The sequence below is a fragment of the Planctobacterium sp. R6 genome (assembly GCF_055755215.1).
Genome location: NZ_JBVTQY010000001.1, coordinates 244,965 through 260,305, shown reverse-complemented (window position 1 = coordinate 260,305; position 15,341 = coordinate 244,965). Strand labels below are relative to the sequence as shown.

At 45.5% G+C, this 15,341-nt stretch carries 17 protein-coding genes; 3 read left to right on the top strand and 14 right to left on the bottom strand.

All coding sequences use genetic code 11. The features are described from left to right. Window positions 1–59 precede the first annotated feature (59 nt). On the bottom strand, window positions 60–1,568 hold the full coding sequence (locus tag AC0J20_RS01175) for a peptide MFS transporter (protein WP_473020291.1): 1,509 nt from the start codon (window positions 1,566–1,568) through the stop codon (window positions 60–62). Between the two features lie 263 nt (window positions 1,569–1,831). Between AC0J20_RS01175 and AC0J20_RS01170 the strand changes: the two genes are divergently transcribed. Beyond that, window positions 1,832–2,110 (top strand): DUF6170 family protein, encoded by a 279-nt coding sequence (locus tag AC0J20_RS01170; protein ID WP_473020290.1) that lies wholly within the window; start codon window positions 1,832–1,834, stop codon window positions 2,108–2,110. A 40-nt stretch (window positions 2,111–2,150) separates the two neighbouring features. Here AC0J20_RS01170 and AC0J20_RS01165 read toward each other — a convergent pair whose 3' ends face one another. The 10 genes from AC0J20_RS01165 to ccmA are packed head-to-tail and all read right to left on the bottom strand — an operon-like array spanning window position 2,151 to window position 9,994. Then, complete coding sequence (locus AC0J20_RS01165; RefSeq protein WP_473020289.1) at window positions 2,151–2,906, bottom strand: MlaA family lipoprotein; 756 nt, start codon at window positions 2,904–2,906, stop codon at window positions 2,151–2,153. Next, on the bottom strand, window positions 2,906–4,174 hold the full coding sequence (ccmI, locus tag AC0J20_RS01160) for a c-type cytochrome biogenesis protein CcmI (protein WP_473020288.1): 1,269 nt from the start codon (window positions 4,172–4,174) through the stop codon (window positions 2,906–2,908). Before ccmI ends, AC0J20_RS01165 begins: the two co-directional genes overlap by 1 nt. Then, the gene (locus AC0J20_RS01155) at window positions 4,171–4,650 is read right to left on the bottom strand and encodes a cytochrome c-type biogenesis protein (protein WP_473020287.1); all 480 of its coding nucleotides are present in this window, start codon (window positions 4,648–4,650) and stop codon (window positions 4,171–4,173) included. Before AC0J20_RS01155 ends, ccmI begins: the two co-directional genes overlap by 4 nt. Continuing rightward, entirely contained in the window at window positions 4,643–5,230 is a 588-nt protein-coding gene (locus tag AC0J20_RS01150; protein ID WP_473020286.1) for a redoxin family protein, read from the bottom strand. The genes AC0J20_RS01155 and AC0J20_RS01150 overlap by 8 nt, the downstream gene beginning before the upstream one ends. Then, window positions 5,223–7,220 carry a heme lyase CcmF/NrfE family subunit gene (locus AC0J20_RS01145; RefSeq protein WP_473020285.1) on the bottom strand — a complete coding sequence of 666 codons (1,998 nt, stop codon included), beginning with the start codon at window positions 7,218–7,220 and terminating at the stop codon, window positions 5,223–5,225. The genes AC0J20_RS01150 and AC0J20_RS01145 overlap by 8 nt, the downstream gene beginning before the upstream one ends. After that, complete coding sequence (gene ccmE / locus AC0J20_RS01140; RefSeq protein WP_473020284.1) at window positions 7,220–7,699, bottom strand: cytochrome c maturation protein CcmE; 480 nt, start codon at window positions 7,697–7,699, stop codon at window positions 7,220–7,222. The genes AC0J20_RS01145 and ccmE overlap by 1 nt, the downstream gene beginning before the upstream one ends. A 36-nt stretch (window positions 7,700–7,735) precedes the next feature. Continuing rightward, window positions 7,736–7,957, bottom strand: a complete 222-nt coding sequence (gene ccmD / locus AC0J20_RS01135; RefSeq protein WP_473020283.1) for a heme exporter protein CcmD — start codon at window positions 7,955–7,957, stop codon at window positions 7,736–7,738. Between the two features lie 2 nt (window positions 7,958–7,959). Continuing rightward, window positions 7,960–8,706, bottom strand: coding sequence for a heme ABC transporter permease (locus AC0J20_RS01130; RefSeq protein WP_473020282.1), 747 nt, complete (start codon window positions 8,704–8,706; stop codon window positions 7,960–7,962). Next, the gene (gene ccmB, locus AC0J20_RS01125; protein ID WP_473020281.1) at window positions 8,706–9,371 is read right to left on the bottom strand and encodes a heme exporter protein CcmB; all 666 of its coding nucleotides are present in this window, start codon (window positions 9,369–9,371) and stop codon (window positions 8,706–8,708) included. Before ccmB ends, AC0J20_RS01130 begins: the two co-directional genes overlap by 1 nt. Beyond that, window positions 9,371–9,994 (bottom strand): cytochrome c biogenesis heme-transporting ATPase CcmA, encoded by a 624-nt coding sequence (ccmA, locus tag AC0J20_RS01120; RefSeq protein ID WP_473020280.1) that lies wholly within the window; start codon window positions 9,992–9,994, stop codon window positions 9,371–9,373. The genes ccmB and ccmA overlap by 1 nt, the downstream gene beginning before the upstream one ends. Before the next feature lie 287 nt (window positions 9,995–10,281). Here ccmA and AC0J20_RS01115 point away from each other — a divergent pair, with 287 nt between their 5' ends. Both AC0J20_RS01115 and AC0J20_RS01110 read left to right on the top strand, forming a co-directional pair. Further along, entirely contained in the window at window positions 10,282–12,447 is a 2,166-nt protein-coding gene (locus tag AC0J20_RS01115; protein WP_473020279.1) for a hypothetical protein, read from the top strand. A 1-nt stretch (window position 12,448) separates the two neighbouring features. Beyond that, complete coding sequence (locus AC0J20_RS01110) at window positions 12,449–12,763, top strand: EscU/YscU/HrcU family type III secretion system export apparatus switch protein (RefSeq protein WP_473020278.1); 315 nt, start codon at window positions 12,449–12,451, stop codon at window positions 12,761–12,763. 53 nt (window positions 12,764–12,816) lie between these two features. Here the strand turns inward: AC0J20_RS01110 and rfbA are convergent, their stop codons facing one another. From rfbA to AC0J20_RS01095, 3 genes are all read right to left on the bottom strand, one after another. After that, window positions 12,817–13,698 (bottom strand): glucose-1-phosphate thymidylyltransferase RfbA, encoded by an 882-nt coding sequence (gene rfbA / locus AC0J20_RS01105; RefSeq protein ID WP_229529415.1) that lies wholly within the window; start codon window positions 13,696–13,698, stop codon window positions 12,817–12,819. Continuing rightward, window positions 13,688–14,734, bottom strand: coding sequence for a dTDP-glucose 4,6-dehydratase (gene rfbB / locus AC0J20_RS01100; RefSeq protein ID WP_473020277.1), 1,047 nt, complete (start codon window positions 14,732–14,734; stop codon window positions 13,688–13,690). Before rfbB ends, rfbA begins: the two co-directional genes overlap by 11 nt. 107 nt (window positions 14,735–14,841) lie before the next feature. Beyond that, on the bottom strand, window positions 14,842–15,306 hold the full coding sequence (locus tag AC0J20_RS01095) for a DUF2802 domain-containing protein (RefSeq protein WP_229529417.1): 465 nt from the start codon (window positions 15,304–15,306) through the stop codon (window positions 14,842–14,844). Window positions 15,307–15,341 lie beyond the last annotated feature (35 nt).

Below are 15,341 nucleotides of genomic sequence, written 5' to 3'. Positions count from 1 at the left end.
TTTAAAAACGCAAAAAAGGCTCCTCAAGGGAGCCTTCGCAAAATAACAGCGTATTTCGGTTATTTTTCTGCCAGCTTTTCCCACTTATTAGTTTTAAACGTTAGGAGCAGGATAACTATTCCAATTGCAATACTAAATAAGCTGATTTGCAGATAAAGGTTGGGCATTTCAGCCACGTTCTCCGGATCAAAGTTACCCGCCAACAGGCCGGCAACGACGTTACCTATGGAGTAGGTTAAGACAAATACCCCCATCATCTGTCCCGCGAAGCGCTTTGGTGATAATTTACTGACCGCACTCAACGCTACCGGGCTCAGGCACAATTCACCAACTGTATGCAGGAAGTAAGTGGCCACCAACCAGTATGGTGCTACCTTTAAACCCGCAGCCGCATATTGCGCAGCAAAAAACATCACGATAAAACCAGTGGCCATTATGACCAGACCCAAGGCACATTTAAATCCGTATGAAGGACGAATCATGCGTTTAGCCAGATTTATCCACAAAGCAGCAACAAACGGCGACAAGGTAATAATGAATAACGAATTTAAAGACTGAAACCAACCCGTAGGTATTTCAAAGGTGCCAATGAGTCGATCAGTATAATCGCGACCAAACAGATTTAGCGAGGAACCGGCTTGCTCGAACCCCGCCCAGAAACAGATGGAAGCAATACAGACCAAAAACAATGCCCCGAGACTACGCTTTTCGTTGCCATTGAGGTTGCCGGTGAAAAAGATAAAGGCGAAATAAGCCAAAAATACAATCGTAATAATGGTCACAACATATTGCGCTACAATAACCGGATCAATCGTCAGTGCTCCGCTCATCATCGCCAATATAACAACTGCAAGTCCGACCAAAAAAGCGCCAATGGCAGACCATGCCATTTTGTTACCTTTCGGTGACAGAGGCTCCAGCGGTTTTGCGCCGGCACCGTCCAGGCGACCGGCCGTCTTGCGAAATTGAATAATACCAATCCCCATCCCGATAGCCGCGGCACCAAAGGCATAGTGATAACCGTATTCAACCTGCAACCAACCACACAAGAAATAGCCAAACACTGAGCCCAGGTTTATCCCCATATAATACAAGGTATATCCGGCGTCCCGACGCTGATCTTCAGCGCTGTATAACATTCCGACCATTGCACCAATGTTGGGTTTTAGCAAACCAGTCCCCAAAACCACCAGCACTAAACCCAAAAAGAAAGTCTTATCACTGGGTATCGCCAGTACAATATGGCCGGCCATAATGATCCAGGCACCGTACCAAACCGCTTTTTGGCCGCCAATTAATCGGTCTGCCATCCAGCCGCCAGGTAGCCCCATAAAATAAACAGCTCCGGTATACAAACCATAAATGGCGGTTGCCGCAGCGACGGTAATACCTAGCCCACCTTCCTGCATCGCCGCAGTCATGTAGAGCACCAGTAACATGCGCATGCCGTAATAACTCATGCGCTCCCACATTTCAGTAAAAAATAGGGTTTGCAAACCAGCCGGATGACCAAAAAACTCTTTCGGTTTCTCAGCGGTTGAGGGGGAATTGAGGGTGGATTCACTCATTATCAATTTCTGCCTGTTAGGAATAATTTTTGGATATGTTCTTATTGTGATTTGTTATCTGAATGTATTGCCTGGGTTAGTTTTCCTTGCAGAAGGCACTAACCGCAGCGTCGTGTTATACAAGAAGTGTCGGCTAATCTCAAGCCACATCTGTCAATTGTTACAACCTTGTTAATAAAACAAACCGGAATTTTGCACACAGATAAGGTGCCAAAGGAAAACTTTGATAGAATCATCAACAGATTAGTATTCAGGAAAACTTAATGAAATTTTATTTCACCCATCGCTCTTTACCAGAACTGCAAAACAAATCCCTGTCAGAGCGATTAGAGGCGCTGCAAAACGCGAACAACAAACTGACGCCGCCTGAGCGATTGTTGCTTAATCTGTTTAAGTTATTCGTGCTGGCGCCGGTGTTTGCTTTGATATTGCGGGCTGGTGAAGATTGGAAAACGCTAATCTGGGCGGCCCTGGTCATTGCGTTATACCCGTTATTGATTCGGCCAATCCAATTTAATATGTGTCGAAAATACCTGAAATGAACAGGCACACAGAGGTGCCTGCAATTGAGATTTATCGTGATTAGAACTCTTCGAGTAACGCATCCAGCTCAGCGTCTTCTTCACTGGTCAGTTCAGGCTCCTGCACCTTACCATCGGTGACCTTGTGTGCTAAATCCTGGAAATACACATCTTTTACAAAAGCATAGCTATCCAGTGAGTCATAGATAAGTTGCTCCTGCGCCATAAGCTGTGCCCGGGCTTCCAATGCTTTGATTGCACCAGAAAACACCGTGAAGTAGATATTTAAGTCATCAATGGGCCAGTAAGAAGAATCGACAATATCACCGGACGTACTGCGCACATCACTGGGGCCCATTCCCGGTATCATCAGATACGCACCTGTGTCCACCCCCCATTTACCCAAGGTTTCCCCGAAGTCTTCCCGCTTTCGCTCCAACCCTAAATCGTTGGCGACATCAAACAATCCAAAAATACCAAAAGTGGAGTTCAGAGCGAATCGACTCAGACTCACCAATGAATCAGACATCTTACCCTGCAACAGATTGTTTAACGTATTGCCCGGCTCATCCAGATTTCTGGCTGCGTTATACAAACTGCCTCGCACCAACTCTGGTGTGTAATCAACGTAGGCTACGGTAACAGGTCTGAGTACATGTTTATCTAATATGTCCCAGTTAAACTCCCAAAACGTCCGGTTGACAGATTCTAAGGGATCTTTATTTGACGCTTGTGCCTGCTCCTGCACCTGTTGATTCGAGGCACAGGCAGAAGTCAGCAATAGCAACACGAGAATACCGAAAAATTTGCTCTTCACTATAATTCCTTGTCTATCAAAATGGCTTGTTCAATGGTGTTTCCCACAACAATAGAAACCGTACTTTGCCCCTGCAAATCACCGGCCTCGGCAGTCACCATATCATCACTGGAAATACGGGCAATAACGCGCCCCAAAGTCAAACTGGACAACTGATAATTTGGCAGCATGGCATCAGCATCCGCCAATGTGACAGAAATTGAGCCCGAGGCGTTCAGACTGTCTACAGGGAGCTTAACAACGGCTGCCGGCATACGGTTGTCAGATTCAGCATCCTGAACAAATACGAATAGTTGTCCGTCGGCCGGAACCTTGCCACGTAATATAGGGGCAATGGAAACGGAAACAAGTATTTTTGTTTCTGCCTGTTCCATTGCTCCACGCTGAGCTTCCGAACCAGTGCGCAACTGCGCCAATTGCTGCTCAATCGTTGCCTGCATCGGGTCGTTTTCATCCAGCCGCGCCTGTAGCTCCTGCCAGACGTCAATTGACTGTTGAGTTTTGTTATTGCGGGACAAAGTCACCGCCAGTAAGCCCAGCACATTATCGTCTTCCGGTGAAATTGCTCGCAAGCGCAATAAAATACGTTCTGCTTTGTGCATATTTTCTGACTCAGCGGTGACCAGTAACGCCTGAGCCAGACTAAACAGTGCGCCAGGTCGTTCGGGTTCAATGGCCAACGATTTATTGAACGCATCAATGGCCCCTTCAAAATCTGAGAAAGAAGACAACACGCGTCCCAGTAATAACCATCCCACAGCATCGTCCTGTTGCCTGCTGAGTTTGGTTCTTAGTGCCAATGCAAACTCCGCCAACTCCTGACGAGATATCTGTTCATCAGCCTGTACCACAATACGCTGGCCCAACTCGGGTAACTTTTGCTGCGCCTGTAACCAGGACTCCACCTGACTCAATTGGTTATTGTTGATATATACCCAGGCAGTGGTAACCAAAATGACCAAAAACATGGCGACATAAACCACCAAACGCATTCTTTTATTTTCAGTGGATGTAATGCCGGAAGCAGAATCTAATTCATCCGCTAAATTCAATTTAGCTTCAATAACCGCTTCATCATAGTCTTCTGCTGTTAATAACGATTCCGTTTTTTCCTGTTGTAACTCATTGAGTCGTTGCCGGACTATTTCCGGGTTACTGACCGCGGATTCTTTTTGCTTTTCGGTTCGTGTCGCCCGCCAAAACGGGATCACTAAAAACAATACAAAAAGGATGAGCAGACCTGTCGCGCCTGCATAAAACACCGTCATTGCGTATCCTTTAGCGCTGATTCAGCGCGTTTTAATTTTTCAATCTGCTGGTCATCAACAGACCCCGTAATGTTCTGCGCTGAATTTTGCCCGTCATTCCGACGCCGTTGATAAATAAAATATCCAAAACAAGTGAGCACGAACAACACAGGACCAAAATACAACCAAAATGTCACCGGGGTCATTGGTGGCTGATAATGGACAAATTCGCCATAGCGTACCTTCATAAATTCAATTACTTGTTGTTTATCATTACCTTCCAGTAACAACTGATGCACCTTGCGCTTCATGTCATTGGCGATCAATGCATTGGAATCCGCGATATTTTGATTTTGACACTTCGGACAGCGCAGTTCTTTGGTGAGCAACAGAAAATCAGCTCTTTGCTGAGGGTTTTCAAACTGATATTTTTCTTCGGCGTTGGCAACCAGGCTAAAGAGTAAAACCCAAATAAACAGAACCCATCGGCTAACCATTTTTCTGCTCCAACATGGCTTGTTGATAAAGCGCTAAGAATTTGTCTTGCCAAACCCGCTCATTTAAATCGCCAACATGATGCAAAAGTACCCGACCGTGCATATCCACCAAAAAGGTTTCCGGTGCCCCAGTTACGCCCAGATCCATAGAGTAGTCGCGGTTTACGTCGAAAATATTAAACTGGTAGGGATTGCCCAACTGATTTAGCGTTTGGCGTATATCAGTGCGGATTTGCTGCAGGCTTTTCCCGCCAAAGTCCGGGTCCAGGTCCTGTTCAAAATACAAGCCTACAATTCTTACCCCCTGCTCCCGAAGAGACGTTAAAAAGGGTAACTCAATGGCACAGGTCACACACCAGGTGCCCCAAACGTTAATTAAGGTCACCTGATTTTCAAATACCTGTCGCGTATAAAGCTGATTTTCATCCATTACGTCTGGCAGAGAAAATTCAGGTAGTTGCCTATCGACCTGTGTGGATACCTGGTACCTGGCTTCGGAAAACAGCCCCTTAACCAGAAAAAATGTCAAAAGCAGGAATAGCACCAGAGGTAAAAATAAAAGTAAGTACTTCTTAACCAAAATCAGCTCCTGTACCTGATATTTGTCTGTTTTCTATGTTCTTAGCCTGATTTGCTTTGCTGACACTGACCAGGCGATAACGTTTGTCCATGATGGATAGTAGTGCACCCAACGCCATAATGGCCGCGCCCAACCAAATCCACAGAACAAAGGGTTTAACATACACTCTGAGGCCCCATGAGCCATCAGTAAATTCATCCCCTAGTGCCACAAACAAGTCTCGAAGCAGGTTGCTGTCTATTCCGGCTTCGGTCATTACATTGCGCTGCACCGGATAAAAGCGCTTCTCCGCCAGCAACTCAGTAACAAATTCGCCGTTTCGGGTCACCGTCACGACTCCACCATCTGCGCTGTAATTTGGTCCTTCGATGTGCCTTACCTGCTTAAAAGTAAACTGATAATCCTGCAGCTCCACACTGTCACCGATGTTCAGCCGGACTTCGCGCTCCTCACTAAAATTGCTGGTCAGGGTTATGCCCAGTAAAGTAACGGCAAATCCAAGGTGGCCCAGCACCATCCCCCAGTGACTGCGGGACAACTTGCGTAAATTTCGCCAGTTGATTTGCTGGTTGGTACGCAACAAAATTTCCTGGATGGTAGTGAGCACGATAACAAATACCAGGAAAGTCCCCAATACCGCTAACATTGAGAATCGTTCAAAGCTGGTCAGAAGCAGTGCAGTCATTACCAAACCCAACAATACTGCCCATAAAAGCTGACTCTTTAAATCACCGATTGCCTGGCGCTTCCAGCGACTCATTGGCCCCATTGCCAGTAATACAACAAACGGCACAATTAACCAGGTAAACATCTGATTAAAAAATGGTTCTCCCACTGAAATAGACCCCAGCCCCAGCTCCTTGTGCACCAAAGGCAGCAAAGTACCTAATAACACAACAATGGTGGCCGCAGTTAAAAAAACATTGTTGCCTATCAGCATCATCTCTCGGGAAACCAACTGATAACGACTGCTACTCTTTAACATAGAGCTGCGCATGGCAAACAGCGCCAGCGAACATCCAATAACCAGTACCAACAAGCCAAGAATAAACAATCCCCGTTCGGGATCACTGGCAAAGGAATGCACTGAAACGATAATGCCGGAACGCACCAAAAAGGTCCCCAGCAAACTTAGCGAAAATGCAGAGATCGCCAACAATACGGTCCAGGCTTTGAACACCTTGCGCTTTTCAGTTACTGCCAAAGAGTGGATCAGCGCGGTACCTGCCAGCCAGGGCATAAATGATGCGTTTTCCACCGGGTCCCAAAACCACCAGCCACCCCAGCCAAGCTCGTAATAAGCCCACCAGCTTCCCAGCGCAATCCCCAGGGTTAGAAACCCCCATGCTGCCAGTGCCCACGGCCTTGCCCATCGCGCCCAGGTGGAATCCAGACGGCCAGCCATCAATGCAGCAATGGCAAACGCAAACGCCACGGAAAATCCGACATACCCCATATACAACATAGGGGGATGAATAATCATACCGATATCCTGCAGTAAGGGATTCAAATCCCGGCCATCGACAGGAAAATAAGGTAACAAGGATTCAAAAGGGTTGGAGGCCAGAATTAAAAACAAATAGAAGCCCAGGGCAATCGCTCCCAGTACACCCAAAACTCTTGCGACCATGATAAGCGGTACCCCGCGGCTGAAAATAGCGACGGCACATGTCCACCCCGACAGCATCAACATCCAGAGCAAAAAAGAACCTTCATGCCCGCCCCAGACTGCCGTGTATTTGTAGTAGACAGGCAACAGGCTATTGGAATGATTCGCCACATATTTGATGGTGAAGTCATCAGTCACAAAGGCATGAGTCAGTGCCATATAGGCCAGTAAGGTAAATGCAAACATGGCGAATGCCATCGGTTTTGCCATGATGAGCAAACGCGGCTCACCTCGAATTGCGCCAACAATGGGATAAAAACCCAGGCACATTGAGGCCATCATGGCCAGGATTAAAGATAGTTGCCCCAGCTCAGCGATCATCAGTTGCGACCTTCAGCATCATAGATCTGTTTTGGCTTTTCATGCCTGATACCTTTCATGGCTTCAGCCAACTCGGGCGGCATATATTCTTCATCGTGTTTGGCCAGGACCTCATCGGCCATAATGGTATTAGCATCCAGTAATTTTCCGGTGGCTACAATACCCTGCCCTTCGCGAAACAAATCCGGTAGCAATCCTTTATAAATAATCTTGACCACTGGCCCAATATCCACCAGGTTAAAGGTGACCGCCAGCTCCTTTTGGTCGTGTTCCACAGAGCCTTCAACCACCATACCACCTACCCGCAGACGCTGTCCGGCTACCGGCAAACGACCGTCTTTACCATTGACAATCTCGCTGGGAGTATAAAACAAATCAATATTTTGATTTAACGAATACAACATTAAACTCACGGAAATAGCAATGAGAGCAACGATGCCGGTCACCGCCAAAAGGCGCTTTTTACGTCTGGGATTCATGACTCTGTTTAGGCTCCAAAAAGTAAATGTTAATGGTTACGAATTATCTGGCTGACTGGACTTTTTCGCAGCTCTGGCGGTTTTTATTCTCTGTGCCCGGGCCAGCTCCTGTTGCGCCTTACTAAACAGCAACTTGCTTTGCCAACGCCCTGCAAACCACATGACAATGAGTAAGAAAAATGAAATACCGAACGCCATCCAGACATAAAATCCATAACCGCCCATGGCGAAAAACTCACCGATACTGGCAAATTGCATAACTACTTCACCTCTGCCTTTTTCACCATTTTTATCACCCAGGGGCGTCGAATTTCCCGCAAAAAGATCTCATTTTGCAAACGGCGACACACCAATCCGGCACAAAAAATGGCCAATGCCACTATATTTAACATCAAGGGCCACAGCATTTCAGGTGCCATTGAAGGCTTGGCAAATTTGGTTATTGTGGCCCCCTGATGCAGGGTATTCCACCACTCTACCGAAAAGTGAATAATTGGCAGATTAATAACCCCCACCAGCGCCATGACAGCAGCCGCTTTGCCGCCCTGAAGCTTATCCTGAAAGCTGGCATAAAGTGCCATTACGCCGAAATATAAAAACAACAAAATCAATTCCGATGTCAACCGGGCGTCCCACACCCACCAGGTGCCCCACATGGGCTTGCCCCATGTTGCCCCAGTCCAAAGAGCGATAAATGTCAGGCAGGCCCCGATGGGGGCGATACTGACAATCGCCATATAGCAAGTTCTTACCTGCCAAACCAAACCAATGAAAGCACAGATTGCCATCCCGGAATAGAACCCCATCGACAAGATGGCAGAAGGGACGTGCAGATAAATAATTCTGAACGCATCACCCTGCTGATAATCGGCAGGGGCAAACAGTAATCCCCAAAGGGTACCAATAAGCAGCGCAAAAGCACCCACCAGCAGAAACCAGGGGGCAAGTTGACCAGCCAATTTATAAGTGGCTTCTGTCTTAGCGTAAGGATGTAACCATTTCCACATTAATGATGACTCACTTTGATAGCATAACTAATTGCGTAGGGACATAGCGCAAGAGCAAAAATCAACATGGCGCCGATAATGCCTAATTGCCCATACCAGGTCAATTGCAGCGCGGCATTGTTGATGGCTGCAGTAGCAAAAATTAGTAACGGGATAAATACCGGTAACAATAACACCGCCAGTAACACACCGCCCTTGTTGATAGATAAGGTTAGTGCCACGGCAATGGCGCCAACCAGACTTAACAGCGGCGTGCCAACCAATAAGGTACTGAGTAACGCCCAGTACATATTGAGCGTCAGGTTAAGAAACAAAGCCAGCAAGGGAGAAATCAAAATCAAAGGAACAATAACGAACAACCAGTGACAAAAAAGACGTGTCATCAGCATCATGGTGAGACTGGCTGGTGACAATAAATATTGCTCTAACGTACCATCCTGAAAATCGTCGCGGAACAGATGCTCAAGCCCTAACAGTGCACTGAGCAAGGCAGCCACCCAAATGACCCCGGGACCAATGAGTTGCAAGGTATCAGGACCCGGGCCAACACCCAGAGGAAACAAACTGACGACAATAACGCTAAACAGCAGCGGCATCATCATTTCGGCGCTGCCTTTTGCCAGCAGTGAAAATTCTTTTTTGAATATGGCGCAGATCGGATGCATCAGAGTTGATACTCCAGGCGCAGTTCCTTGATCTTGATATCTGATGCCAACTGCCAATGTGAGGTAAACAACAACATGCCTCCCTCACTAATATGTTGTCGAAGTTTACTCTCGAGCAACGCTCTTGAGTCCACGTCCAATGCATTGAAGGGTTCATCCAGAATGAGTAAGCTCGCCTTTTTCATCCAGATACGGCACAGACTCACCCGTCTTTGTTGACCGGCAGACAGATTGGCCACAGGGATATCCTCAAGCCCTGCCAGTCCTAAAGTTGCAAGCAGCGGATAGGGATCGATTGTCTCGGCCAGTTGCTGAATGCCGGCCCAGAATTTCAGATTTTCGATGGCACTCAGGTGTTGGTTTAACGCCAACTTATGCCCCAGATACAACAGGCTGCGGTTGTAGTCCTGAGTACATTGCGAAATTGGCTCATCATTCCAGTGAACGGCCCCCTGCTGAGCCTGAGATAAACCGGCCACAATGCGCAATAAACTGGTTTTACCCGCCCCATTGTCTCCGACGATGTGCCATGCCTCCCGGCTACATACCTGAAAGGACAACTGCGAAAAAAGTTCTCGATCTTGTTTAATACACTGCAGATCTGAAACGGTGAGACGATCCAAGCCCAATGCTCCTAATTAATGCCGCGAGAATATACCATATTTCTGCCGGGTATTTTTATGCTATAGCAATAATTTCTTCTGTGTTCTGATATAGAATGACAATTCCACTACAATTTAAAATTGTAAGAACTGAAAATTCAGTAATTTATTACAAATGCCGATAGACTTTACGTATGAGCACGTTTTCTGGTTCTGGTGTTATAACCGCAAATATTCAACAAGCCTCGAATTCAAATTCGACAGGCACACTATCGTCCAGCTTTCAGTCGGTTAGTAGCACAGGCACTGTGGCTATAGTACAACAGACCAGCAACGCCCAGCTCACCTTAAGCACAGCAACAGGCAAGCTGACAGTACCCGCGCCAAAGATACCCTTACTCCTTGAATCAGGTAAAGCAATATCCTTTAAGTTAAATCCTGACACATCAGCAAATTTGCTCGATATTAGTGCCAAATACCTCAAACAACGCATTGCTTTGACACCTCAGCAATCTCAAATGTTACTGCAGCAAATCACCCAAAATCCCGCCAACATCGCAACACCGGTTGAGGTTAAGGCAAATGTTGTTGCTATTCAGGCCAGTAGTATCCAGGTCAGTGTTAATAGCGAAACCTTGAAATTGCCGGTCAAATCACCACAGCGTTATACCCTGCAAGAAGTGCTTAAACTGCAAGTAAACGCTGGCACACTTGGCTGGGAAGCCAGGATAAACGCAGGCGCAACACAGGAGTCATTGAGAGTATCACCCGAAGACGTCGCAAAAATATTACAACAGGTTACACCTAACAAAACGCTGGAATTGTCTTCCAACGGACGACAAGCCGTTCACCCGCTGCTGAATAAACTCACCGAAAGCCAGCTGCCCGAATCTATTCCAAGGATACAGGTACGTAACCAGGAAGACCGGTTACTTGTCCAACTGGATTTTGGCACCAAGCCACTGGCCACAATTCCATTGGAAAAAGCTCAGATGAATCAACTGAGACAATTAATGCAAAATCTTCAGACGTTAACTGACACCCCGTCGATGGAGCGCGCGACACAGGCAAAAGTCACGGCTAATACTCTTTCATCGGCAAATCCGGTCTCAGACAAGCGCCAAGCCATGACCTATAAAATGCCTCACGACAGGCAAGCACAACCGGTGTCACCGGATATTGATAAAACAATTGCAGAAAGCCAAAAACAGTTTACCCAACTTAACGTAAACAAAGTGATTCCGGAAATAAAAATCAGCGAACAAAAACACCAGCAAACACAGAGCGTAAAATCAGCTCCGGAACCAAACAGCGACAATGATGTAAAAGCACCTAAATTATCCAATGCTGCACAACAAATATTACAGACGTTAAAAACACTGCAATCTAGTTCCATGCCCAACATGCAGGAATTGGTACTTAAGAATATTGAAAAATTGATGGTATCACTCAGTACTAGCCGGGAATCATCACAGCCGCCATCATCACCCACTTCGACTATAAAACCAGAAGTAATATCAGCAGCCCTGCGCAGTCAGGCAAATCAGGTTTTAAATACCATTCGCGGCTTATCCGAGCAAGTGACCAACAGCTCAGAAACCCAGTTACAAAAACTCGCACCGGCGGTGGATGAAATACTAAAAAGTCTGAATGTGAATGAAGAGCTAAAGCATTTTGTTCGCAAACAGGTATCGTCCTCTGGAACCGATGTGAATAAAGCAGCCACATCGTTACCGGACATGCAATCTATCCGTCAACTATTACAATCCCCGGCACTTCCCATTACACCGGTAAGTATAATATCTCCTCCCGCAGGTGGCATGGTGGCTGGTTTAATTAATCTTCTGCAAGTATCTCTGGCGGCACGACTGAGTCGCAACAATAACGAACTCACTGAGAAAATAGCAAACAACATCAGCAATATTGTTGCCGGCAGTGGCAAACAGTCCACGGCTGGTAAAACGCCAGGCACAGGTGTAAAAGACTTGTCTCAGATTGATCAAAAGCACAATCTGGTAAAGTTGTTGGGCGATCTGGTTAATCACCATTCAAAACAAAAACTGCAAAACGCAGAGCGTACCTTGCAAGGCCAGGAAGCCTTTTATTATGTGTTGCCGTTTCGACAAAGTGAACAACATGCCAGCCCTGAAATTTTAATTACCCGGGACAAGCCTGAAGAGCAGGACAAGCACAATAAAACTACCGACAACAAAGCCTGGTTACTCACGATGAAACTGCCGGTAGGCGATTTGGGCGAACTGTTAACCAAAACAAAAGTCAATGACGACGCTATCAAAGTAGACTTTTATGCATCCAACGATTCGCTCAAAGACACCGTAATGGAATATCTTCCGTCGTTAAAAAAACGCTTCGACACATTGGGGCTCAACCTGGAAATTGGTCGCTGCGAACGCGGTCATATTCCTGAGCAACTAGCGCAAAACCCTTATCAGATATTGCAAACCAGAGCCTGATATGAATACAGATTCAGATAAACAAAAAAAACGTGCAGTTGGACTAAAGTATGACGGTAGTGATGCACCGACTGTAGTGGCCAAAGGGTTTGGGGATTTAGCCGATGAGATCGTCAGCCTGGCGAAACAAAGTGGGGTATTAGTTCACGAAGATCCCTACTTAAGCGAACTCCTGGCCCGCATGGATTTGGGACAGGAAATTCCAGAAAATCTCTACTACGTCATTGCCGAACTCATTGCTTTTTCTTATCTGCTACAGGGTAAGACCCCTGAAAATTGGCAGCCGAAACCGGGACAGTTATCCTATAAAACATAGAAATAGCTAACGTTCAATCTCAAAATAATGGAGATCTTAGACTTACACGCAAATCAATGTTGAGTCTCCCTTGCAATTTCAAGTAAGTATTGCCCGTACTCAGAATAATCAACCTCTTTACCCAATCGAATTAGCTCAGTATTGCTAACCCATCCTTTTCTGTAGGCCATTTCTTCCAGACAAGCTAACTTAAAACCTTGCCTTTCTTCAATGGTCTGAACAAATTGACTGGCCTTAAGCAAACTATCTGGCGTGCCTGCATCCAGCCACGCAAACCCTCTCCCTAGAATTTGAACCCTCAATTTATTTTGCCGCAAGTAATAATTGTTGATATCTGTAATCTCCAGTTCTCCTCGCTCCGAAGGTTCCATAGTTTTAGCGATTTCAACGACATCGTTGTCAAAAAAATATAAGCCTGTTGCTGCAAATCGACTTTTGGGAAATTCCGGCTTCTCTTCTAATGACAACACCTTGCGTTCATTATCAAATTCTATTACACCAAATCTTCCAGGGTCTTTAACCTGATAACCAAAAATCGAAGCTCCATTCTCAAATTCCATTGCTGACTCCAACTTGTTAAGGAAGCCTTGCCCATAGAATATATTGTCGCCTAAGATGAGACAAACCTTGCTATTAGCAATAAAATTGGCGCCGACTTTGAAAGCTTCAGCGATGCCATTGGGTTCTTCCTGAACCGCATAAGTTAAACTCACACCAAATCGAGTCCCATCTCCCAACAATTCTCTAAATAAAGCCTGATCTCTTGCGGTTGTGATGATGAGAATTTCTCTAATGTTAGCCAACATAAGTACCGACAAAGGGTAATAAATCATCGGTTTGTCATAAACCGGTAGTAATTGTTTTACTGTGCCTTTGGTAACCGGATACATTCTCCCACCAGTTCCTCCTGCTAAAACGATTCCCTTATAGTCCATTTGTTTTATGTTCCAGTGCGTTCTTAATCCAGATTTGGTTTTTAAGGTACCATTTGATGGTCAATTTGAGTCCTGAAATTAAACTCACTTGCGGTTTCCACCCCAATTCTCGTTGTAATTTACCGTCATCCAAAGCATAACGACGATCATGCCCAGGGCGATCCTGGACAAACTGGATCTGATCTACATAGGACTCTTTTGATGGCATCATCTGGTCCAATAAAATGCAAAGATGATTGAGTATTTCAAGATTAGTGATTTCATTATTGCCGGCTATGTTATAACTCTGCCCGATTTTTCCGTTTAACATAATGGAAATAATCGCATTTACATGATCATCGACATACAACCAATCTCTGATTTGACTACCATCTCCATATAACGGTAGTTCTTTTCCTTGAATGGCATTGTTTATCATAAGAGGAATAAACTTTTCGGGATATTGGTATGGACCATAATTGTTAGTACAGAAGCTCAACTTCACTGGCAGCCCATACGTCCGATGCCAGGCATTGACCAAATGGTCGGCGGACGCTTTAGTTGCTGAATATGGTGAGCTAGGATTATAACGTCCTTCTTCAACCATTGCAGGGGCACCACTACTCAAATCACCAAACACTTCATCAGTGGATATTTGGTAAAAAGTAAAAGATTCTCGGTTTTTTCCTCTTAGCTTTTCCCAATACTCCCGAGCAGCTTCCAACAATACAAATGTGCCCATTATGTTAGTTTGCAAAAAAACCTCAGGCCCGCTGATCGACCTATCGACATGAGATTCAGCAGCTAAATTAATAATTGCGTCAGGTTTAAAGTGGTTAATAATTTCAGATATTCTTGCTTTGTCAGATATATCAGCCTTAAAAAATTGGTAACGATCACTACGTACTGCATTGGAATGTGTATGATTTGTCCCTGCATAGGTCAGTTTATCTATGTTTAATATTGAAAATTCGGTTGTGGATAACAACTTTTTCACCAACCTGGAACCAATAAAACCAGCACCGCCAGTTACAATTATTCTTTTTAAATTTTCCATAACCCCTAATGTACCCTGTCCCTATTGCGATATTTCACAACTTTGCATTTGAATTTCTAGCTTTAATTTAATCATATAAAAAAAACCGCTTTACATATTGGATTGGCTCATTTTGCTGTGTGAAGGCTCATCACCAACTCGGCCTCGGCGCGAGGTAAGTCACACTCCTGCATAATTTCTTCAATGGAGGCGCCGGAAGCCACTAATTTACTGGCTTTGGTGTAGAGACGGGAATTAGGGTCTTCGGTCTCCAATGTTTGCAGCTTACTCTGTAAGGCCTGCACATTTTGCTGCAATTCATTAAACTCAAATTGTCTGACCATGTCTTCCGGTTCTTTGTGTTGCAGTGAAGTGAGTTTTTGTGACATGCCCTGAGTCGCCATTCGAAGCTCATTGAGAAACTCTTCCTGTTGTTTCTGTTTTTGCTTGAGGTTGCGAATTTCACTTTCCAGCGCAGCAATGCGCGCATTTTCAGTCCGTTGTTTGAGAGCAAAAATCCCCCAAACAACCACATTGAATAGCAGAGCACCGATAGCTATGACAATCGCTTTGTTGGCTACCCAAAATTCCATTATCAATCCTCTTTATCAGCGCAAATCAATGGTTT

What these genes read in the sequence shown, in the direction of transcription:
- AC0J20_RS01175 (WP_473020291.1), bottom strand. Translation starts at nt 1,568, where the DNA reads ATGAGTGAATCCACCCTCAATTCCCCCTCAACCGCTGAGAAACCGAAA.
- AC0J20_RS01170 (WP_473020290.1), top strand. Translation starts at nt 1,832, where the DNA reads ATGAAATTTTATTTCACCCATCGCTCTTTACCAGAACTGCAAAACAAA.
- ccmI (WP_473020288.1), bottom strand. Translation starts at nt 4,174, where the DNA reads ATGACGGTGTTTTATGCAGGCGCGACAGGTCTGCTCATCCTTTTTGTA.
- AC0J20_RS01155 (WP_473020287.1), bottom strand. Translation starts at nt 4,650, where the DNA reads ATGGTTAGCCGATGGGTTCTGTTTATTTGGGTTTTACTCTTTAGCCTG.
- AC0J20_RS01145 (WP_473020285.1), bottom strand. Translation starts at nt 7,220, where the DNA reads ATGATCGCTGAGCTGGGGCAACTATCTTTAATCCTGGCCATGATGGCC.
- ccmE (WP_473020284.1), bottom strand. Translation starts at nt 7,699, where the DNA reads ATGAATCCCAGACGTAAAAAGCGCCTTTTGGCGGTGACCGGCATCGTT.
- ccmD (WP_473020283.1), bottom strand. Translation starts at nt 7,957, where the DNA reads ATGCAATTTGCCAGTATCGGTGAGTTTTTCGCCATGGGCGGTTATGGA.
- AC0J20_RS01130 (WP_473020282.1), bottom strand. Translation starts at nt 8,706, where the DNA reads ATGTGGAAATGGTTACATCCTTACGCTAAGACAGAAGCCACTTATAAA.
- ccmB (WP_473020281.1), bottom strand. Translation starts at nt 9,371, where the DNA reads ATGCATCCGATCTGCGCCATATTCAAAAAAGAATTTTCACTGCTGGCA.
- AC0J20_RS01110 (WP_473020278.1), top strand. Translation starts at nt 12,449, where the DNA reads ATGAATACAGATTCAGATAAACAAAAAAAACGTGCAGTTGGACTAAAG.
- rfbA (WP_229529415.1), bottom strand. Translation starts at nt 13,698, where the DNA reads ATGGACTATAAGGGAATCGTTTTAGCAGGAGGAACTGGTGGGAGAATG.
- rfbB (WP_473020277.1), bottom strand. Translation starts at nt 14,734, where the DNA reads ATGGAAAATTTAAAAAGAATAATTGTAACTGGCGGTGCTGGTTTTATT.
- AC0J20_RS01095 (WP_229529417.1), bottom strand. Translation starts at nt 15,306, where the DNA reads ATGGAATTTTGGGTAGCCAACAAAGCGATTGTCATAGCTATCGGTGCT.